At 41.7% G+C, this 19,178-nt stretch carries 20 protein-coding genes and 1 tRNA gene; 9 read left to right on the plus strand and 12 right to left on the minus strand.

What is annotated here, in order from left to right:
• Nucleotides 1-32 precede the first annotated feature (32 nt).
• From EXU85_RS03830 to EXU85_RS03840, 3 genes are read right to left on the minus strand one after another with little or no spacing between them, the layout of a single operon-like run.
• Nucleotides 33-683 carry a hypothetical protein gene (locus EXU85_RS03830; RefSeq protein ID WP_142770802.1) on the minus strand — a complete coding sequence of 217 codons (651 nt, stop codon included), beginning with the start codon at nt 681-683 and terminating at the stop codon, nt 33-35.
• A 30-nt stretch (nt 684-713) separates the two neighbouring features.
• The gene (locus EXU85_RS03835; RefSeq protein WP_142770803.1) at nt 714-2,219 is read right to left on the minus strand and encodes an SIR2 family protein; all 1,506 of its coding nucleotides are present in this window, start codon (nt 2,217-2,219) and stop codon (nt 714-716) included.
• 34 nt (nt 2,220-2,253) lie between these two features.
• Nucleotides 2,254-2,691 carry a helix-turn-helix domain-containing protein gene (locus EXU85_RS03840; protein WP_168207735.1) on the minus strand — a complete coding sequence of 146 codons (438 nt, stop codon included), beginning with the start codon at nt 2,689-2,691 and terminating at the stop codon, nt 2,254-2,256.
• A gap of 151 nt (nt 2,692-2,842) precedes the next feature.
• Here EXU85_RS03840 and EXU85_RS03845 point away from each other — a divergent pair, with 151 nt between their 5' ends.
• The 4 genes from EXU85_RS03845 (at nt 2,843) to EXU85_RS03860 (ending at nt 6,792) form a co-directional block, all read left to right on the plus strand.
• Entirely contained in the window at nt 2,843-3,052 is a 210-nt protein-coding gene (locus EXU85_RS03845) for a hypothetical protein (RefSeq protein WP_142770805.1), read from the plus strand.
• A gap of 48 nt (nt 3,053-3,100) precedes the next feature.
• Nucleotides 3,101-4,348, plus strand: a complete 1,248-nt coding sequence (locus EXU85_RS03850; RefSeq protein ID WP_142770806.1) for a site-specific integrase — start codon at nt 3,101-3,103, stop codon at nt 4,346-4,348.
• An 89-nt stretch (nt 4,349-4,437) separates the two neighbouring features.
• On the plus strand, nt 4,438-5,655 hold the full coding sequence (locus EXU85_RS03855; RefSeq protein ID WP_168207736.1) for a VapE domain-containing protein: 1,218 nt from the start codon (nt 4,438-4,440) through the stop codon (nt 5,653-5,655).
• 267 nt (nt 5,656-5,922) lie between these two features.
• On the plus strand, nt 5,923-6,792 hold the full coding sequence (locus EXU85_RS03860) for a toprim domain-containing protein (protein WP_142770808.1): 870 nt from the start codon (nt 5,923-5,925) through the stop codon (nt 6,790-6,792).
• Between the two features lie 163 nt (nt 6,793-6,955).
• Here the strand turns inward: EXU85_RS03860 and EXU85_RS03865 are convergent, their stop codons facing one another.
• The 5 genes from EXU85_RS03865 to ubiE form a co-directional block, all read right to left on the minus strand.
• On the minus strand, nt 6,956-8,071 hold the full coding sequence (locus tag EXU85_RS03865; RefSeq protein WP_210422436.1) for a Druantia anti-phage system protein DruA: 1,116 nt from the start codon (nt 8,069-8,071) through the stop codon (nt 6,956-6,958).
• A 24-nt stretch (nt 8,072-8,095) separates the two neighbouring features.
• Nucleotides 8,096-9,124, minus strand: a complete 1,029-nt coding sequence (locus EXU85_RS03870; RefSeq protein ID WP_142770809.1) for a hypothetical protein — start codon at nt 9,122-9,124, stop codon at nt 8,096-8,098.
• Between the two features lie 223 nt (nt 9,125-9,347).
• Nucleotides 9,348-9,422: transfer RNA gene (locus EXU85_RS03875), tRNA-Val, on the minus strand.
• Between the two features lie 122 nt (nt 9,423-9,544).
• Nucleotides 9,545-10,267, minus strand: coding sequence for a porin family protein (locus tag EXU85_RS03880; RefSeq protein WP_142770810.1), 723 nt, complete (start codon nt 10,265-10,267; stop codon nt 9,545-9,547).
• Between the two features lie 17 nt (nt 10,268-10,284).
• Nucleotides 10,285-11,022: a bifunctional demethylmenaquinone methyltransferase/2-methoxy-6-polyprenyl-1,4-benzoquinol methylase UbiE gene (gene ubiE, locus EXU85_RS03885; RefSeq protein WP_142770811.1), complete on the minus strand. Its 738-nt coding sequence runs from the start codon at nt 11,020-11,022 to the stop codon at nt 10,285-10,287.
• 196 nt (nt 11,023-11,218) lie between these two features.
• Between ubiE and EXU85_RS03890 the strand changes: the two genes are divergently transcribed.
• The 4 genes from EXU85_RS03890 to EXU85_RS03905 all read left to right on the plus strand — a co-directional run bounded on the left by EXU85_RS03890 (nt 11,219) and on the right by EXU85_RS03905 (nt 15,138).
• Nucleotides 11,219-12,427: a dipeptidase gene (locus EXU85_RS03890; RefSeq protein ID WP_142770812.1), complete on the plus strand. Its 1,209-nt coding sequence runs from the start codon at nt 11,219-11,221 to the stop codon at nt 12,425-12,427.
• 96 nt (nt 12,428-12,523) lie between these two features.
• A complete protein-coding gene (locus EXU85_RS03895) occupies nt 12,524-12,955 on the plus strand; it encodes an ABA4-like family protein (RefSeq protein WP_142770813.1) in 432 nt (143 codons plus the stop codon).
• 11 nt (nt 12,956-12,966) lie between these two features.
• Complete coding sequence (locus tag EXU85_RS03900; RefSeq protein ID WP_142770814.1) at nt 12,967-13,743, plus strand: hypothetical protein; 777 nt, start codon at nt 12,967-12,969, stop codon at nt 13,741-13,743.
• A gap of 87 nt (nt 13,744-13,830) precedes the next feature.
• On the plus strand, nt 13,831-15,138 hold the full coding sequence (locus EXU85_RS03905) for a Gfo/Idh/MocA family protein (RefSeq protein ID WP_142770815.1): 1,308 nt from the start codon (nt 13,831-13,833) through the stop codon (nt 15,136-15,138).
• Nucleotides 15,139-15,336: 198 nt separating this feature from the next.
• Here the strand turns inward: EXU85_RS03905 and EXU85_RS03910 are convergent, their stop codons facing one another.
• From EXU85_RS03910 to EXU85_RS03920, 3 genes are all read right to left on the minus strand, one after another.
• A complete protein-coding gene (locus EXU85_RS03910) occupies nt 15,337-15,663 on the minus strand; it encodes a hypothetical protein (protein WP_142770816.1) in 327 nt (108 codons plus the stop codon).
• Nucleotides 15,664-15,873: 210 nt separating this feature from the next.
• Complete coding sequence (locus tag EXU85_RS03915; RefSeq protein ID WP_142770817.1) at nt 15,874-16,149, minus strand: hypothetical protein; 276 nt, start codon at nt 16,147-16,149, stop codon at nt 15,874-15,876.
• Between the two features lie 326 nt (nt 16,150-16,475).
• On the minus strand, nt 16,476-16,889 hold the full coding sequence (locus tag EXU85_RS03920) for a response regulator (protein WP_142770818.1): 414 nt from the start codon (nt 16,887-16,889) through the stop codon (nt 16,476-16,478).
• Nucleotides 16,890-17,029: 140 nt separating this feature from the next.
• Here EXU85_RS03920 and EXU85_RS03925 point away from each other — a divergent pair, with 140 nt between their 5' ends.
• Nucleotides 17,030-17,446 (plus strand): two-component system response regulator, encoded by a 417-nt coding sequence (locus tag EXU85_RS03925; protein ID WP_142770819.1) that lies wholly within the window; start codon nt 17,030-17,032, stop codon nt 17,444-17,446.
• A 156-nt stretch (nt 17,447-17,602) separates the two neighbouring features.
• Here EXU85_RS03925 and EXU85_RS03930 read toward each other — a convergent pair whose 3' ends face one another.
• A complete protein-coding gene (locus EXU85_RS03930; protein ID WP_142770820.1) occupies nt 17,603-19,015 on the minus strand; it encodes a glycoside hydrolase family 125 protein in 1,413 nt (470 codons plus the stop codon).
• Nucleotides 19,016-19,178: the final 163 nt, after the last annotated feature.

The raw sequence follows: 19,178 nt of genomic DNA on the forward strand, positions 1-19,178 counted from the left end.
GATTACCAGTATGTAAGTTGAAATCCATTATGTTAGCCATTTAAAAGATCGTTGTAGTCGCTTATTGGGCCAATTTCACGAAACAAATAAGCATGAGCCTTGCCATCAGATTTAGAATTCATTAATACTGCCAAAAATATACCCGTATCTAACAGCCTTATTATATGATGATTTAATAGTTTTATTATTAGAGTATTCCAAGACTTGAATCTTCCTAAATATAATTCAGATTCTGTAGAAGGGTTAAAAGGATTGTCAGCATGCATTTGGCCTGAACAAAAGTCATAAATATTAATAAACTCATCTTTAGTAAGATAACCTTCTTTAATATTAACTATTTCACGAACTAGACCCGTTGATTCATCAATTAATTGTTTAACTGGATTAGGATAAAAGTCTGGGTTGATTTTTTCCAAATCTCTTAATATATGTTTAGCGTGATAATGATTTGCAAAATTCGAATACTTCTTTGCATACTCATCTTTATTGGACACAAGGTTAGCTAGCGCAATTAATTCAAGTATTTTTCGAAATTGCAAACATATGAATTCCTCATCTGTCTTTACAAAACCAGTTGTTTTGTTTTTATAAAGAATATCTATTATAGTATTTTGCCTAAGTTTAATCTCTTCCATACATGATACATACAAATTCATGGCTGGTAAATAATCTTTTTCTTTCACCTGTATCAAATATTTAAATATCAAAAATATCTACCTTTTACGATTGTAATTTATTTTTTCAATAATGTCAGGTAATTCGTCATAATCTTCATACCATAACACATTTAAGCCCAACTCATCAAATGATCTCTCTTGTAAATTGTGATGAATTGAATTGATAGTCTCAATAAGAGTAGTATTTACTTGTTGGTCATTTTTTTCGAAATCTTCAATAAATACTTTTTTCGAAGTTCTTTTCAATAGAATATAATGTTTAGCTATTTTGTTTTTCCTCTTAGCTATTTCAAGTAACCTGCGTAAATTTGGATCTGTTCCTGATAGACCTATTAATAAGCACGTGTTTTCTCTAAAAAAGTTTAATTGTATAAGATTGGACCAGAAATATGGTTCTTTCATTAATGTGTGATAGTTCTTTTCAGAAAATACTAATAAACTTTCAGATATACCTTCATAATCAATTGAATTTTCTGGTAAAAAGCCATGTACATGAAAAATTCCTAACTCATCTTTTAAGGGAATGTCCATATCTTTATAAATAGGCCTATATCGTAAATTTAAGCTTTCTAGCTTTCGCTCTATAAGATCGTCAAAATTGTATGTAACTATTGCTCTAACACCTAACGCCCCCCTTGGAGGAATGCATAAATTACCAATACTATCTATTAATGGGGAAGTATTATTATGTTTAATATTCTTGTAAAGAATATTAGAGACCTCGCTCTCAAAATTATCTCTAAGTCCAGAATTAACATATCTTGCTTCTAGTAACGGCGAGGAATTATTTAAGCCTTGTAGCGACTTCGCCAAAATAATTTTCTCCTGATCTGTAACATCAATATTTTTTGGCAAGCTACTGCTAATAAGGCTGACTAACAGTTGAGATAATAAAGAACTCCAATCTGGTAATCCTGCACTCGAAGATATGCCTGCCCCTAAAAAAATAATTAAATCGTCATTCTTGTGTACTTCTGATAGCTTTTGAATTAAATTCTCTCTTTCTTTTTGCCAGTCTTTATATTCTAATGACTTATCGACAATATTTTGTAGAGCTTTCTTTTCAATATTTGGAATAAAACTTGATACAAACTCTGCATACTTATTGAACAATGTATCAAGTTCATGCAAATCCCATATGAAAAAATTTATTAGAGGTTTTTTACTTTGCAAAAATTCTTTAATAATAATTTTATCGCTAGGTTTAATTTCTATAGAAACAATAAATAATAGATTAAAACCATCAACAGCTAAGTCAAGCTTTTCAGCTGTTTTAATAAGTTTCTCTTTAATATTATTTATAGCTACCTTTTTTGTGTATTTTATATCAACGATTGTAGTTTTTGGCTCGTTTCCAAAACCGTTAGGTAGGAAAGCGTCAATTTCTCCTTCAGGTAATTTATAGTAGGGAATTATTGTTTTATTACTTTCGGATAAATATTTTTCTAAAAGTGTCAATACAATTCTTTCGAAAGTATAAAAAGGCTGTTTGTCAGTTTCGCCTAGCAGCTCGATTATCTCTTTAAAGGACATATTTTTCATAGCTATAATAATATTTATATTTCCAAAAATTAAATCATATGTCTAAAGATTCTTTCAACTCCTTCAACTTCTCTTTAGTATAAGTCTCCAACCTTCCGTCAGGATCTAACTGTGTCCTAACCTTCTCCTCAGTAAAGCCCATCTGTTCAAGTGCTGGAACGAAGCCGGTTAGAAAGTTAAACAATGTTTCGACTTTACTCTTAAAATCTAGTAAGTCTTCATTTGATTGTATAAGCTTTGGTATTGTCGAATTAGCCTTTGATAATGCTTTTGCCTCCTGTGGAAATATCAAATCAAATAAAGGCACCTCTAAAGCGTCCGCTATTTCCTGTAACTGCCTGATTGATATTTCATTCCCCTTATTTTCTATTCTGCTGTAATTACTACGCTCAAGATTCATTCTAGCAGCCATATCAATCTGTTTGATACCCTTTTGCCCTCTAATAGTCTTGATATTTTTTGTTATATCCATAACATGCTGATTTACAATGACAAAATAAGCCAACATGCGTGATAATGAAAAACGCAAATGTGTTGCACTTTAAAAAATAGTGTGATAAATATTGCACATTTATTTTCTGTATGCCATTATTGCAGCATCAAAAACGCAAATGCAATAAAATATGCACACACAAACACCAATCAGCCGCGCCGTCGAAGGCTTTGAAAAGCGTATAGGACTGTCCATTAAGTTCGATGGACGCTTCTATAACCGCACAGGTATCAACCAAAAACGCTGGGGTATGCTAATGGCTGGAAAGCTAAAGCCAAACTCCGATGAACTGAGAAATATCTCAGAAGTATTTCAAGTGCCAGTTGTTGACTTAATCTAACCCTTGACCCGTATCACTCGGTACGGGTTTACTATTAATCCCTTTTCTATGGCCTACCAGACCACTACAAAACAGCAACGAATCAAACCCTTTCGGGTAATCTGTTGGAGACGCAAACAAGCAGAAAACGCACAAGGGCTTGCACCTGTCATGTTTGAAATCAAATTCAATGGACAGACAAAAACCGTTCATTCCGGTATCTACTGCAAAGCGGATGAACTGATTACAAAGGAGTTTGCCGTATTAGGTAACAATCCGGCTACTCAGCTACTACAAAGCATGAAATCTGACTTTGAGAAAGCATTCTCGAAAGTAAGCCTGTCAGGTGAAATGATTGACTTAGGCCGTATTTCTGATATGGTCATGAAGCAAGCAGGCTACGTTGATAAAACCCCGCTCTTTCGTGAAGTCCTTGAACAACTTGTAACCCGCTATCGAGAGCAGACGGGCAAGATCACGACGAAAGGAACGCTCAAAGCCATTATTACGGCTCAGTATCGTTTGCATGACTATCTACGGGATTCGGGCAAATGGAACATTCGATTAGCTGAAATAAAGCCTGTATTCGTCAGCGACGTAATAACCTACATGCAGAGCAAGAAAGGTTATTCTAAGAACTACGCTAATAAAGTTATTCGGGTGGCTATGCAGGTTTTAAACCATGCCGAAGACGCGGAATGGATACCCCGTAACCCACTCCGAAACGTTCGCTTGAAGCATGAGCGGGTAAACATTGTCTATCTGGATGAGAAGGAAATAGAGCAGCTTAAAACGTATCATTTGCATAATGATACATTTGATTTAGTCCGTGATGGATTCCTCTTTCAAGTTTACACGGGACTCGCCTATACGGACATGACAAATGCTCTCATTGAGAATTTGACTACCATAGACGGTATGCCCTGTTTACGGGTTAAACGGGAAAAGACTAATACCCCTTGTTTGATACCACTATTGCCGCCAGCCCTGGCATTGATTGAGAAGTACAAAGATTGGCCGTTTTGCAAGCATTACGGTAGGCTAATACCCACAATAACAAACCAGAAAATGAATAATTATCTCAAGGAGATAGCTGGGATTTGTGGAATCAGTAAGCATTTGACCACGCACGTTGGCCGCAAATCGGCGGCTACATTTCTGGTCAATAACGGTGTTTCACCCGTCGTGATTCAATCCATTTTAGGTCATTCCTCATTCACTACTACCGCAAACCATTACGCCGTGACGATGGAGCAAACGATAGTACGAGAAATGAATGACTTAGCTAAACGTAAGTTCCCCACAATGAAAACATAAGGCTAAAAGAAAAGCCCGCTTACTATTACCAGTAGTAAGCGGGCTTGAATCGCAGTCACGGCATGACAACAATTCTAATCATTTTTTCTATGGCAAAGATAGACCAAAAAAAGTATGCTCCAAGTGAGCAGATACCAATTATTACCCGCATACAAGACTATCTATCAGAGCGGTATGCTTTTCGCCTTGATATTGTGGCCAACGTGCTACAGTATAAATCAGTTAGTTCGACTTGTTTCCGGGAAATGAATGAAAGCAACCTTCTCAAAGAGTTATATGAGATGGGTTTTAATCGGTTTAAAGATCAATTAAAAGCCTTATTAAAGTCTGATTTCATTCCTGAATACGACCCCTTCAAAGCCTATTTTGAGGGTTTACCTAGTTGGGATGAAACCCAGCCTGATTATATCGCTGAATTGCTTTCTTACGTCAAGGTAAAGGATGCCGACTGGTTTGCGATCATGTTCAAAAAAATGCTTGTTCGTAGCGTAGCCTGTGCAATCGGGGTAGCTAAGTTTAATAAGCAGTGCTTTGTTTTATACGGGCCGCAAGACGACGGTAAAACGTCATTTCTTCGTTTCCTCTGTCCGCCTGCTCTAAAGGATTATTACAAAGAGAACATTGATTTTGAGAATAAGGACGGGCGTATTGCTCTGGGTGAAAACTTTCTTATTAATCTTGATGAATTGTCTTCCCTGTCAAAATCAGATACCAACAAATTTAAAGCGTATTTGACAGAAGAGCGGGTAAAGGTTCGGCGGCCCTATGCCGAACGGGAAACGATCATAATTAGGCGAGCAAGCTTTTTGGGTAGTACTAACCAAAACGAGTTCCTGACAGATGTAACAGGAAACGTCCGTTGGCTAGTCTTTGAAACGAATAGCATAAACCATGACAAAGGAGGGCCAAAAGGATATTCGGCTAATGTTGATATAAACAATGTTTGGGCGCAAGCTTATTCGTTGTTAAAAAGCGGTTTTCAATATCAGTTAACTCGCGAAGAACTAGCCCGATCTGAAGGCAATAACCGCCAGCATCAGCGCACTACGGCTGAGATTGATTTGATTAACCATTATTTCCAACCAGCGGATAAAACAACGCCTAAAGCTGAATTTTTGACCGCTACGGAAATAGCACGCCGATTAACTATTCTAATTGAAGGAAAAGTGAGGGTAAATGATAATAACGTCGGTAAAGCCCTAACGCTATTAGGTTATCAGCAACTATCCGTCCGTCGTGCAACGGGTGCGTTTCCTGTCAAAGGCTATTGGGTAGTACAGGTACTTGCAGACACTAAATTCCAATAACTTTTGAACTAACCCTACTACATTACTACAAGTCATTATTTATTGATATAAGTATCTGATAATAAATGGCTTGTTGAGAAGTAGGGTTAGTTTTTGAATTCCCTACTACAAACTCCTTCCTTACTACAAATTTCTACTACTGCCTACTACAATCGCATAGACTACTACAAATAAAGGGACTGATTAACAGCGGGATAGGGCAATTGTAGTAGCGTAGTAACGTAGTAGGAGATTTTTCCAAAAGATTGACCGCTAAAAGAAAAGGACATGAAAAGCCCTGAAATCATCAAACAGGTTTTACAGATACCTATTACTAATTATTTGGCTAGTATTGGCATTACACCCGTAAATCAAGCAGGTCAACAGTTGTTTTATTGCTCTCCAAAAACAAACGAGAAAACCCCGTCTTTTGCCGTTAACCCGGTTAAGAACGTTTTTTATGATTGGAGTGGAGAAGGCAAAGGAGATATTCTTTCGTTGGTTCAATATCTCAATGGTTGTACGTTTTTAGAGGCCGTTCAGGTACTCGAAAACTACCAGCTAAACCCGCCCGAAATATCCTTTTCTTTTAGCGGTCAATCTTCTGTTTGCGACAGCACAGGCGTTGAAATTACCAACGTCAAACCCCTACAGCATCAGGCATTGATTCAGTATGTAGAAAAACGGGGTATATCCATGAAAATAGCTTCTCGCTATCTCAGAGAAGTTCACTATGAAACGAAAGGAAAGAGATACTTTGCCGCAGGCTTTCCAAACGATTCAGGTGGTTATGAGTTACGCAATCCCTATTTCAAAGGCTCCCTATCTCCCAAGGGCATTACGACGTATACAGTCAATAGTTCAAAATCTGTTTTACTGTTTGAAGGTTTCTTCGATTTCCTTTCAGCTTTGGAGTATTATAAACAACCTGTAATACCCGCTTCTGTTATCGTTCTAAACTCAATAACGAATCTACCTAAGATTTTACCAGAGCTTCAACGGTTTGGCAAGGTGAGCGCCTTTCTGGATACCGATGAACCGGGCCGAAAAGCATTAGCTAAAATCAAGTCGTCAGCAATCAATGTCGTTGACTTCTCAAAGACCTATAATGGCTTCAAAGACTTCAATGAGTATATGACTATGAACAGGACTTTTTGAGGACTTTATATAGGACTAGTGGCAGGACTTTTGAGGACTAGTCATATATAGCGTTTAGGCTTTTGGGTGGCTTTAAGGAGGCTTTAGGCAGGCTTTCGGGGAATTTGGGGTAGGCTTTTGGGTGGCTTTAAGGAGGCTTTCGGGTAGTTTTCAGATTTAAAACTTATACAAATAAGCCTTCGGCTATATTGGCTTTTATTATTAGCCTATCTTCCCTCGGTAAAAGCCATCGTTCTTGCCAGTATGCAAGTAATGATTCTTGTGTATACTCTATGTAAATGGGCTCTTCTGCTTTCATTGTTAAGAATTCACGCCAATTAATTGCCAAAGGGGCAATATAATATGCTCTTTTCCAACCAATTGATAAAATGTCTTCGTGATTTAAACCAATATTTTGCAAGCCAATGCGTAATACTCTAAGCTTCCAACTTGAACCTTGTCCATAGCCATGAGTCTCGAAATAATCTTTGGGGATAAATTCTCTTATTAATTCCCAAGTATTGCTAGTTATAATATGTGAATAGCTTTTTCCTTTAGTGTATCCTATGTAATTCCAATTTAATAATTTATTGTAAATGGAAGATTTTTGAAATGCTCCATATGTATCAATAAATACTAAATCTGGCTTTTTAATTTTTCCTGATATAATCGTTTTTTTATTACTATATTTTTCCTTGAAGGTTTCTCTAACTATAGGCATCATTGTGCATAAAGCTATCAATTTTGACCCAAGTAAATGATTATATGGTGGGACTGCCCCCAATACATAAGCAGTTAAGCAGCTATATAATCTTTCTAATCTTTGTTCTCTATTCCATCCTATGTAATTATCTCTCAGGTTAGAACTTATTAAGGGGTCACATAGACCAAAAATACCAATAATTTTATTGTTCTGTTTGTCAAGAACAATAAACCTTATTCTTCTACCGTAACCAGCACTAACGGGAACAGACCAAAAGGTAAGAGCATAAGACCATAATTTACTTGTAAAATTTCCTTCTTTTACTTCTATTAAAATGGGCTCGATTTTCTGAGGATTTATTTCACTAATTTTAGCAATATATTGTTTTATATTTAAATCAAATGTTTTATTTTTTCCGTTATTTAATAAAGCTAATTTTTTTTGCGTTTCTCTCGAATTATGCGCATTAAATTTTTTAAAATTCTCATCCCATGAAATTCCCAATGAAGATAGATTTGACAATATTTCATTCCGTATTTTGTATTTTTTTATTCCATTTAATAGTTCAAGTAAATTTCGAGAGAGCGGCTCAATCATTAGTACGAATATTGATTATAGTTTTTATTTTTTATTAAATGCTTTATAAAGCATTTGAGCCCCAAAAGTCACACAAATAAATGTAATCAAAATTAACAAAGATAAGATCCAATTATTAATATCTTTTATTGAAATTGTCCTAGCTAAATATGTCATCAGGCTTACTCCTGAGGCGACAAGTAACGAATAAAAACCAAATAAGAGTGTTTTGTAATATACTCTCTCAATTTTCACTCTTATAAAAAAATCATAAGCCTCTGTTGATGAATTATTATTTAATAGAAATTTTAAAGAAGTAAAGAGAGACTGAACGCTCAATGACTGAGTAGTAATGAGAAAATTTTGATCATCTTTAACTGCTCCTACAGCATATTTTTTATTTATATCAACTTCAATGTGATTTTTATTAGATTCTATTTCAAGTAAAACTTTATCTGCATCCTTAGATTCGCTTGTTTTGTTTTCCTCATAAACATCGAAAAAGGATATTTTTAATTGGTAAGTTGACTCATCTGACAGAGTAAAATAGTTATTGTTGTCTTTTGAGTCAAATATTGGACTTATAGTTTCATTTTTTTTGTTTTCAATTGATATATTTAAGAATAATTGATTGGGGAAAGAACTTTTTATTGCTGAAACCCTCTCATGCCATTGTTTATTTTTAATATCATTTATATTTAAATCAGACAAAAACTTATGTGGGGGCTTATTGATAGGGTTTTCTTTTTCAATAGAGCATTCTACAAACTCACCAAGTTGTAAATAATAATGAACAAGTCCTGTTTTATCGGATGTAGTACATTTTACAACTTTAGCCTTTCTAATTGATTTATGCTCAATTTGACGTTCTTCTTCCGCCTGTGCAAGATGATTATTTACACTAAAGAAAATTATCCCTTCTTGATTATGAGTATTTTCAATGCCTTTTTCATCTAAGTTAATCCATTGTTTGTCATATCTGAAATGCACTACATAACCTACAGGTAAGCTCATTACCTCAAATATATCTTCTTTATAAAGATGTCTTGAATCGGAGCTAAAGAAGGCTAACATGAGCTTTTTCGATATTAATTATTAAACTGTTTAATTTAAAAAGTACTGGTTCAAATTTCTCCATCATAACATATTCATGGTGGATGTAATAAAAAGTACTCAATCCACTTCACTCAAACTCTTATAACAACTTACAAAACACAGTCGCACAAGATAATGTAAGTTATTCTGTAAATCAAAAAAGCCTTAGTACGAACTGTACTAAGGCTTTTTTTTCTTTTCGTGGGAGTTGACGGGTTCGAACCGCCGACCCTCTGCTTGTAAGGCAGATGCTCTGAACCAGCTGAGCTAAACTCCCTTTGTTTCCCTTGCGTTGTTCCGTTTGGGAGTGCAAATATAAGCGGCTAAATGAGCTTTATGCAAGCCTTTGCTCCAAAAAAAATGAAAAAATTTGCAAGTGGCTGATAGCCAATGCGCAGTTTATTCAAAATTCAGATACAAGGTTACCGAATGGGTGGTCAGTTTTTTGATCCCAATGCCAGCTGCGTTGTTGCTGGGCTGCAACAGATTAACAAGCCCATGAGAGAAACGCAATTCAGGTGCAAATTTGAAAAACTCAAAAAATTGCTCCAACCCGACGCCATATTCAACGGCAAAGTCGATGGTGCCCGTACTCAGCTTGCTGGCCCCCTGAAGTTCCTTCCGACGCACATTACTCTCGATGCTGAATGTTCCACCAGCCAGTAAGTACATGCGTGTGTTGTTCCGGCGTTCAGATTTGTATTTGAGTAATAAAGGAAAGTCGATCCATGTCGATTCGCGCGTTTCGGTTTTTGAGGTGCCGCCTGGATAATCATACTGCACTTCGCGACTAAATAACGATACGGATGGCGTCAGCCGCAAATCGAACCGGTCGTTCAGATAGGCGTTGACCGACAGACCAACCCGGAACGCGGGCTTATTAGGCGAATAAATCCGGTAAGCCGAATCGGCAGAAAGGAACGTAGGGCTGTAGCTAACACTGAACCGGGTGACCGGTGCCGCAAAGAAAAAACCGTAATGTATGGTCTTGTCGTCGTAGCGTTCGAGGTGCTTTCGTACGTATTTATAGCTTGTCTGGGCCCGTGTCTCGGTATAAAAAAGACAACTAAGCAATACAATAAAACCAAGATGCGCCGATAATCGGGCAATAGCGTTTAGCATGGGTTGGCCTGGATAGGCTATGGCAGTTTGTGGCCTATGTAGATCGATGCAACGCCGAACGTGAGCGGTATCCATTTAGTGTTTGTAAAGCCGGCTGCTTCATAAATACGCAGAAAGTCGGGACCATCGGGAAACGCCTGCACCGATTCAGGCAGGTAGGTATAGGCCGAGGAGTCCTTGCTTACTACGCGCCCGATGAGCGGCAGAATGGTTCGGGAATAAAAACTGTAAAACTGTTTAAACGGAAACTGGCGCGGGTTCGAAAACTCCAGCACCACGCAAACACCACCAGGGCGAGTAACGCGGTACATATCGGTCAAGCCTTTTAACAGGGTTTCGAAGTTGCGCACACCAAATGCAACGATGACAGCGTCGAAATCATTGTCTGGCAGGGGCAATCCTTCTGAATCGCCCAGGCGCATTTCAATAATCTGATCGACGCCCCGCTTTTTCATCTTCTCGCGCCCAACGGATAACATGCCCTCCGAAATATCCATACCAACGATTTTCTCGGGCTTGAGGGCTAGTGCCTCCAACGCGAAGTCGCCGGTGCCGGTAGCGATGTCGAGAATGCGTTTAGGGGGCTTGGTGGCTGCCTTGCGGAGTTCACGAATGGCCCGTTTGCGCCAGAGAATATCAATGCCACCGCTTAGGACGTGATTTAACAAATCATATTTGGGCGAAATACTATCGAACATCTCCGCGACCTGTTCGCGTTTGGAGGTGTCTTTATCTTTATAAGGAACAACGGACATTTTTCAATGAGCGAATGAGTGAGCGAGTGAAAGAGCGGTTGGCGCACCAGCGATTTATTGGCTCAGTAGTTTTCACTCTTTAATATAATACAAAGGTAATGCCATAACGGTACGTTTCAGGTGAAAGTTTGTTAGTTCGGTGGGCAATGTGTAGTTTCGACTCAATGCTATTCTCTCATCTACAACTTGATTCGCTATGCCCTCTTTCTTTTTTTTAACCTTACTGGCGCTGAGTTCATTAGTGATTAGTAAGCCTGCTGAAGAAGACCCAATCACGAAAAAAGCTCAAAAAATTCACCAGCGCGTACTCACGCTCGATACCCATGCCGATGCGCCCATTATGATGCAGAAGCCGGGTTTTGATGTGGGTACCTCGCACGATACCAAACGGGATCAGTCGCAGATTGACTTTCCACGGATGAAGAAGGGTGGCATGGACGCTATGTTCTTTGCCGTCTATACCTCCCAAGGCCCCCGGACCGATTCGGGCCATGCCGAGGCCAAACGGAACGCCCTCAATCAATTCGATCTGATTCACCAGGCGCTGAAAAAATACCCCGATCAGGCCGAACTAGCGACCTCACCAGCCGATGCGTATCGGATTCAGAAGTTGGGTAAGCGGGCCGTTTTTATCGGTATGGAAAATGGCTATCCAGTTGGCAAAGATTTGTCGATGCTGAAAACATACTACGACCTTGGCTGCCGATACATCACCCTGACCCACTTTGCCAATAACCTCATCGGCGATTCATCGACCGACCCGGATGGCCCGATCTATGGTGGCTTGAGCGAATTTGGGAAACAGGTCGTATCGGAAATGAACCGTCTTGGTATCCTGATCGACGTGTCGCACGTGGCAGATAGTACGTTCTACGATGCATTGGCCCTCTCAAAAGCCCCCGTTATTGCCTCGCATTCCAATTGCCGCGCCATCTGCGATTTTCCGCGGAACATGACTGATGATATGATTAAGGCCATTGCCGCTAAAGGTGGTGTGGTGCAGGTGAATTTTGTGAGCGATTATCTCAAAAAACCATCTGCTGAGCACCGGGCGGCCAAAACCAAAATCAGGATGGCGGGCGTAGGTAAAGTACTCTCGGCAGATATGAAAGCACGTCTGGAGGCCCAGAGCGATTCGGTAGCCAAAGCGTACGCGTCGGAGCGGGCCAGTTTATCAGATATTGTGGATCACATTGATCATATTGTTAAACTGACGAGCATCGACCACGTAGGTATTGGTTCCGACTTCGATGGGGGCGGGGGCGTAAATGGTCTCGAAGACGTGAGCGAAATTGAGAACCTGACCGCCGAACTCGTTCGTCGGAAATACTCGGAAGCCGACATTGCCAAGATCTGGGGTGGTAATCTGCTACGGGTGCTGGGGCAGGCGAAGGTAGGGAATTAGTGGAATCGTGAAATAAGTGCAGTGGTTCATTTAGCGGAGCTGTTCCCTACTTCACTAATTTATTGACTCAACTAATTAACTACTCCACCAATAACCATGTCTCCCGAAGCTGTTTTTAGCCTGGCTAGTACGCTTGTTCTGCCACAGTGGTTGCTGATGATTTTTGCCCCGCGCTGGTTCGTGACGAAGTGGCTGATGAACTCATACCTGATTCCGGTATGTCTGGCTATCATCTACATTATTTATTTGTTTAGTGGCGGGCCGGTCGATTTTGCTGCTTTTGGTACGTTGGCGGGTGTTAAAGGGTTGTTTTCGAATGGGGGCGATGGCGTTATGCTGGCCGGATGGGTACATTACCTCGCCTTCGATTTAGTCGCTGGAACCGTTGTTGTGCGCGATTCGCAGGAGAAAGGCATCTCGCACTGGTTCATTGTGATTCCCTTGTGTTTCTGTTTTATGCTCGGGCCCATTGGCTTGCTCTTGTACTGGCTCATTCGGGTAATTCGTACACGGCAACTATCTGTATAGAATCCATCATTATGACAGCTGTCTTCTCTACGCTTCAGGTACGAAATATCATTCTGTATCAGCTAGGCTGGTGTTGCATGGCGGGGATGCTCGTTTGCGCCGTGCTGGCTCTCAGCACACAGACCCAGGTGCTGGGCATCAATGCGTATCTAAAACCTATGAAGTTTTTTGCTTCTACGGTTATTCTCTGCTGGACAATGGCCTGGTATCTTGCAGAGCTCCCCCAAAAAGGAAGTGTGCGCGTCTACTCCTGGATGTTCGTTATCGTTTTTGTTGTTGAATTGGGCATTATTATCTGGCAGGCCAGCCGAGGTAAGTTATCGCATTTTAATATTTCCACCCCAATAGATGGTCTTTTGTTTAGCCTGATGGGTGTGGCCATTACGGTATTTACTGGCTGGACAGCATACATCGGCTTCCTCTTTTTTCGGCTCGATACGACAACTAGTAGCCCAGCCTATTTGTGGGGTATCCGACTGGGCATTCTCCTCTTTGTCGTTTTTGCGTTCGAAGGATTTATGATGGCGGGCCGTCTGGCACACACGGTTGGCGCGCCTGATGGTGGGCCGGGTTTACCTGTACTCAATTGGAGTACCCGCTTTGGCGACCTACGAGTTGCCCACTTTTTTGGAATGCATGCCTTGCAGTTAATTCCCCTATTTAGCTATTACATTGCCCGGCAACCGATCCATGTTATCATCTTATCTGTTTTCTATTTTCTTTTGGTAACGTTCTTACTGATGCAGGCCTTAGCCAGTAAACCCTTACTGTCTACCCTGGGCAACTGACGGTAAAAAATCGACCTGCTCATCTTTACAGGGTAAAGGCCAATTCAGCGGCCTGTCAACGTCATACTCGATAACCTTGTTTCTCCGATGAACCGTACCGATTTCTTGAAAACGTCTGCTCTGGCTGGGGCTACACTCATCACCGATCCAATTCAAGTTAGAGCATTCATTACTCGCCAACCGGCCAAGAAGTATCGCACGGCATTGGTAGGAACGGGCTGGTGGGGCGGTAATATCCTCCTAAATGCGGTGCAGGCTGGCGAGTCGAAAATCGTTGCGCTCTGCGATGTGGATACGCGGCAGCTTCAAAAAACCAGCGATGCCCTAAGCAAACTAACGTCCGATAAACCCAAGCTTTACCGCGACTACCGCGAAATGCTGGCCACCGAAAAGCCAGAAATTGTCATTGTAGCCACCCCCGATCACTGGCACCCGCTTATTGCTATTGCGGCCATGCAGGCAGGAGCGCACGTATATGTAGAGAAACCAATCAGCCATACTATTAATGAAGGGAAGGCAATGGTGAAAACTGCCCGACAAACCGGGAAGATCTGCCAGGTAGGTATGCACCGGCGAGTGTCGCCCCACAATGTGTCGGGCCGGGAGTTTATACAATCCGGGAAGGTTGGGAAGATTGGTATGGCGCGGGCATTTGTGCATTATGCTGGTGGCGCCGGTCAGCCTACGCCCGATGGGGAAGCACCTAAAGAAATGGATTGGAACATGTGGTGTGGTCCTGCTCCACTGCGAGCCTACAATCCGGCTATGCACCCCCGGAGCTGGCGTAATTTTTTAGACTATGCCAATGGTACACTCGGCGATTGGGGTATTCACTGGATGGATCAGATTTTATGGGTAACGGAGCAAAATCACCCACGAAAAGTATACTCGACTGGTGGCCGGGCCATCAAGAAAGATAGTACCGATGCTCCCGACCATCAGGTGGCAACCTTCGAATTCGACGACTTTACGGCCGTTTGGGAGCACCGGACATTTGGTGGCAACATGGCTGAGAAAACACATCCACAGCAGGCCGTAGGCGTTTATTTCTACGGAACGGAAGGAACGTTCCACATGGGCTGGATGGACGGCTGGACGTTCTACCCATCAGATCCTAAAAAACCAGTCGTTCATCAGGACCCTCAACTGGATAAACCCGATGATCAGAATATCGCCTTACTCTGGGCCAATTTCCTAAGTAGCATCAAATCCAACAAACTGCCCGTTTGCGACATCGAAATTGGACAGCGATCAACAAACATGGCGCTGCTTGGTATGCTGTCGCTGAAACTTGGCCGTAGTGTTGAGTGGGATGGTACGCAGATTCCAAATGATCCTGAAGCCAATAAGCTCCTGAGTCGGGCGTACCGGGGTGAATGGCAGTATCCGGTTTAATACGGGCTTAGCTATCTTTGTACGCATCATTTGACAGTACCCAAACACAATCCCGTCAGCCTCGGCACATTGGATAAGATCTTGTCAGATGTTGCTGCTCATTTTGGTATAAGCCGCGAACAGGTAGTCAAACGTTTGTTTCGATGAAGGAGCGAACGGCACCTATACCAGGAAAGTGTGATCGGACATTCGACCTATTTACACTAACTCCAGCATGTAGCCCTTCCAGGCTGTTTTTTGCTCTGACTGTATATGGAAATCAATTCCCTGGTGAACCTCAGTTTGCTCTTCGGGGAGTTTGTGATGTCGTTTCCAATACGCATTTATGTACGCAATGGCGCTGGTAAACAGGCGTTGTGTATAAGCGGTCTTTTCATCGGTAGTCATAGTCCAGGCGTTATCAGAGCCGACTATATGGATTTTCTGACGTATCAGGGAGTCATGCGTTTTATAGTAAAACAACACATCGGTCCCGTTTTTATCGGAGTTAGTGGGTACTGCAGTCGTAAAGGTGAGTATAGGCATTAGACGCTACGGAACGTTGGGTATGCCGGCAAGGTAGGTGTTTATTCGACAATTTCCGCCTGGTATCAGCGCCAGGCAAGCCCGTAAATACCCAAGCCCGGCCATTTCGTGGCTGGGCTTTTTTGTTTGCCACCTATAATCAGGATAATGGCAAATCAAGAATTGAGCGTAGCGCGCTCAGCCGTAGTAGATAAGTCGGCCGATCAGGCGTTAATACGCTAACTCAAATAAATCTTCATCCGAAGTTGCTTCCGTTTGTCCCTGTTCTAGATTATCCAGAACAATTCGGGCAAAAGCCACTTTATCTGATTTTCGGTACTTATTGGGAGTCAACCTGCCCGAAGGCGCTTTAAAGTCTTGACTCACCTGTTGGCACATTGCCCACAACTTCGGATTCATTCTGATTTTGTATTGCCGAATCGGTGTGTCCTCGGCAAACCAAAGATCGATGACGTTCTTTATCGATAACTTTACTATAGCACCCATACTGTATGTATTGGTAAAAAAGGACAAATGTTTAATTATTTAATGATTAAATTAAATAATTAATGAAAATATAATGCAAAACTCGCGCCAAGCCCTAATTTCCTCTCTCTATTAGTAAGCGGTACAACCTTGATTTTGTTGTGTTTATGACAATTTCTATCCCCTCTGACTTTGCATTTTATTGTTGGTAACCAAAAAAAATATAGGTGTTAGTAAACGAGAACGCGATGCCAGTAGATACTGACATCGCGTTCTCGTTTACGTTTTATGGAATTACTTGTCAAGGTTACATTAGGCAATACTACAATCAGCACCCAGGCAGCTAATTATACGCATTGGTCCAAATGCCAGGCTTTTCGAAGATGACGAACTGTTTGTCCTAGTAAATCCAGCGTGATGGGTTTAGTCAGGAATTCATTAGCGCCTAGTTCATACGCATACAATCGATCCGTTGCTTCACTGGAGGTTGTTAGAATTACGATTGGAGTGTGCGCATACCGCGAGCTATGGCGTAATACCTGCAAGGCTTCAAATCCGTTGAGCCGAGGCATGTTCAAGTCCAGGATAATTAAACACGGCTCCGATTTTAGTTGTGCCAAGTCCTCTAATAGGGCCAGCCCATCCACCGCAAAGACCAATTGACATTCAGGACTGTGCTGGGCAAAGGCGTATTGTAATAGTAGGCGGTCATCTTCATCATCATCAGCAATAAAGACAGCGTGAGCCGGGTACGAATCCATTAGCTAGTTGTTACGGAGAATGCGAATATACAACAATCAACCGACTACTGCCAGCGTCAAGACAGGTCGATCAGTTTTATGGACTTAAACAATTGCTGGCTTATAGGTGTCTATACTTATTGCTTACAATCAGTTCAATAATGATAGATACACCTACACCCTGGATTGCGCTACTGGATGATGATGAAGACGATTTTATGTTTTGGCAATACGGATTTGACAATTGGGCCAAGACAATATCCCTAAAATGGTTTGTGTCTGCCGAATCATTTCTTGGGGAGGCCGCCAAGGCTGCCAATAGGCCAACCGCTATCGTTTTGGATGGGGTTGTCCCTACTGACGATCAGGAAGCCTGGTTAACAACTTTTCTGGGCCATGTGTGTTGCCAGAACATTCCTGTATTTATGTTGTCAGGCCAGTTCAATCAAGAGCAACAGCAACGTTTTCTGGCGCTAGGGGCCAGTGGCTATCTAGTGAAGCCAACCTCGTTCCAGGAACTTCAGGATATAATTCTGAAGGTAGTTGATAAGCAGGGGCCGCCAGTAGCCAGTCTCTGAGTGAATCCCAGTTTGATCGTAAAGCGATAAACTATCCACTCTGTGAGGCCGGTAAGCTGATAGGCATTTGGTGCGACTAATAGTAGCTTTGCTGGCTATAAACAGCAATGCCGCTTCATGAAGCGGCATTGTGAATAAGAGAGGGCCAGTTATTGGTTAGCTTAGCAAATGAGGTTTCGATTTATAGGTTTCCCATAAAAATTCACCGAACAGGGTATTAGCCCAGGCAAACCATTTGCGGGTGAAGTTTGCTGCATCGTTTTTATGGAAGGATTCATGCATAAAACCGGTGCCTGCATGGCAATTTTTTAGCAACGTAATGCACTCCCTTATCTCCTTTTCACTGGTACTGGTTAAGCCTCGGATAATAATACCTAACGGCCATATCATATCAATGCCCGCGTGTGGACCACCTATGCCTTCGCCAGCCTTGCCTTTAAAAAAGAAGGGGTTGTTTAACGATAGCAACATCTTCCGCGTAGTTTGATAAACAGGATCATTTACTGGCATAGCATCCAGATACGGTAGGGCTAACAGACTGGGTACATTGGCGTCGTCCATCAAATTATAACTCCCATACCCGTTCACTTCATAGGCATATATCTTACCGTAGTCGCTGTGGTTAATAATGGCATGCCGCTTTAAAGCCGTTTCTACTTCAAGTGCAAGCGCATTGAGCTCGTTGACAGTAGCTTTATCACTGGCTATCTTGTCAATCATTTTTGCCGCTTGCCGAAGGCTTGTTACCGCAAAGAAATTGGATGGGACCAAAAACGAATAGACTGTGGCATCGTCACTTGGCCGGAAAGAGGAGCAGATCAATCCAACTGGTTTTACTGGGTATCCGTACCCATTCATGGGCACCCCATCTGTAGCCCAGGATGTTTTACGCTGAAAATGGTACGGGCCGTTATTTTGCTTACGCTGCTGCTCTTTAAACGTTTTAAGCGTAAGCCCTATCGCCTGTTTCCATTGAGCGTCAAAGGGAGTGGTATCGCCCGTCAACTGCCAGTACCGATGAGCCAGCCGAATGGGGTAACACAAGGAATCTATCTCCCATTTACGCTCATGCAACCCCGGTTTCATATCGGTTTCATCGGTTTTCCACTCACCCGTTTTGGTTGGGTCATCGTAAAAGGCATTGGCGTATGGATCCCGTAAAATGCAGGCTGTCTGCCGGTTTATTACGCCCGCAATGAGGTGCTGTAAGTCCTTATCCTTTTTGATGAAATTCAGATACGGCCACACCTGTGCGGTGCTATCCCGAAGCCACATGGCATCAATGTCGCCGGTAATAACGTAGGTATCAGGCTTGCTCCCTTTCGTATACGTGACGGTGGTATCCAGAGTATTGGGAAAGCAGTTGCCAAAAAGCCAGCCTAGTTCTTTATCCTTCACGGCCGACTGAAACTCAAGGATCGTATCCTCTATAACCTTACTGCTGAACTTCCGCTGGTCTGGCGCAACGCGTACAACTGGAAGAGCAGGGTTGCCAAAGGTGGGTAGCTTGCTGAGCAGTAAGCCTGTACTTAGCACGGCTGATTTTTTTATAAAGGTACTTCTGTTCATAAACACGATTGCATTACTAAATGACACGGGTCTAACTCATTCAAAAGTATGTCAAAAAAGACCATTTCTAACCGAATTTTTGTAATCGAAGCCGCAAATTCCTACTTCATTTGCCACTAGCACGGAGTAGATTAGCCCGCAAACTGCCTACTAGGTCTGTATG

It is taken from the genome of Spirosoma sp. KCTC 42546 (assembly GCF_006965485.1).
Taxonomy (GTDB): domain Bacteria; phylum Bacteroidota; class Bacteroidia; order Cytophagales; family Spirosomataceae; genus Spirosoma.

Excerpts from the sequence above, each read along its gene's own strand:
- EXU85_RS03930 (WP_142770820.1), bottom strand. The coding sequence starts at position 19,015 with ATGAACAGAAGTACCTTTATAAAAAAATCAGCCGTGCTAAGTACAGGC.
- EXU85_RS03860 (WP_142770808.1), top strand. The coding sequence starts at position 5,923 with ATGAAAAGCCCTGAAATCATCAAACAGGTTTTACAGATACCTATTACT.
- EXU85_RS03925 (WP_142770819.1), top strand. The coding sequence starts at position 17,030 with ATGATAGATACACCTACACCCTGGATTGCGCTACTGGATGATGATGAA.
- EXU85_RS03845 (WP_142770805.1), top strand. The coding sequence starts at position 2,843 with ATGCACACACAAACACCAATCAGCCGCGCCGTCGAAGGCTTTGAAAAG.
- EXU85_RS03905 (WP_142770815.1), top strand. The coding sequence starts at position 13,831 with ATGAACCGTACCGATTTCTTGAAAACGTCTGCTCTGGCTGGGGCTACA.
- EXU85_RS03865 (WP_210422436.1), bottom strand. The coding sequence starts at position 8,071 with ATGATTGAGCCGCTCTCTCGAAATTTACTTGAACTATTAAATGGAATA.
- EXU85_RS03890 (WP_142770812.1), top strand. The coding sequence starts at position 11,219 with ATGCCCTCTTTCTTTTTTTTAACCTTACTGGCGCTGAGTTCATTAGTG.
- EXU85_RS03870 (WP_142770809.1), bottom strand. The coding sequence starts at position 9,124 with ATGTTAGCCTTCTTTAGCTCCGATTCAAGACATCTTTATAAAGAAGAT.
- EXU85_RS03915 (WP_142770817.1), bottom strand. The coding sequence starts at position 16,149 with ATGGGTGCTATAGTAAAGTTATCGATAAAGAACGTCATCGATCTTTGG.
- EXU85_RS03880 (WP_142770810.1), bottom strand. The coding sequence starts at position 10,267 with ATGCTAAACGCTATTGCCCGATTATCGGCGCATCTTGGTTTTATTGTA.
- EXU85_RS03895 (WP_142770813.1), top strand. The coding sequence starts at position 12,524 with ATGTCTCCCGAAGCTGTTTTTAGCCTGGCTAGTACGCTTGTTCTGCCA.
- EXU85_RS03910 (WP_142770816.1), bottom strand. The coding sequence starts at position 15,663 with ATGCCTATACTCACCTTTACGACTGCAGTACCCACTAACTCCGATAAA.
- EXU85_RS03900 (WP_142770814.1), top strand. The coding sequence starts at position 12,967 with ATGACAGCTGTCTTCTCTACGCTTCAGGTACGAAATATCATTCTGTAT.
- EXU85_RS03835 (WP_142770803.1), bottom strand. The coding sequence starts at position 2,219 with ATGAAAAATATGTCCTTTAAAGAGATAATCGAGCTGCTAGGCGAAACT.
- EXU85_RS03855 (WP_168207736.1), top strand. The coding sequence starts at position 4,438 with ATGGCAAAGATAGACCAAAAAAAGTATGCTCCAAGTGAGCAGATACCA.
- EXU85_RS03850 (WP_142770806.1), top strand. The coding sequence starts at position 3,101 with ATGGCCTACCAGACCACTACAAAACAGCAACGAATCAAACCCTTTCGG.
- ubiE (WP_142770811.1), bottom strand. The coding sequence starts at position 11,022 with ATGTCCGTTGTTCCTTATAAAGATAAAGACACCTCCAAACGCGAACAG.
- EXU85_RS03840 (WP_168207735.1), bottom strand. The coding sequence starts at position 2,691 with ATGGATATAACAAAAAATATCAAGACTATTAGAGGGCAAAAGGGTATC.
- EXU85_RS03920 (WP_142770818.1), bottom strand. The coding sequence starts at position 16,889 with ATGGATTCGTACCCGGCTCACGCTGTCTTTATTGCTGATGATGATGAA.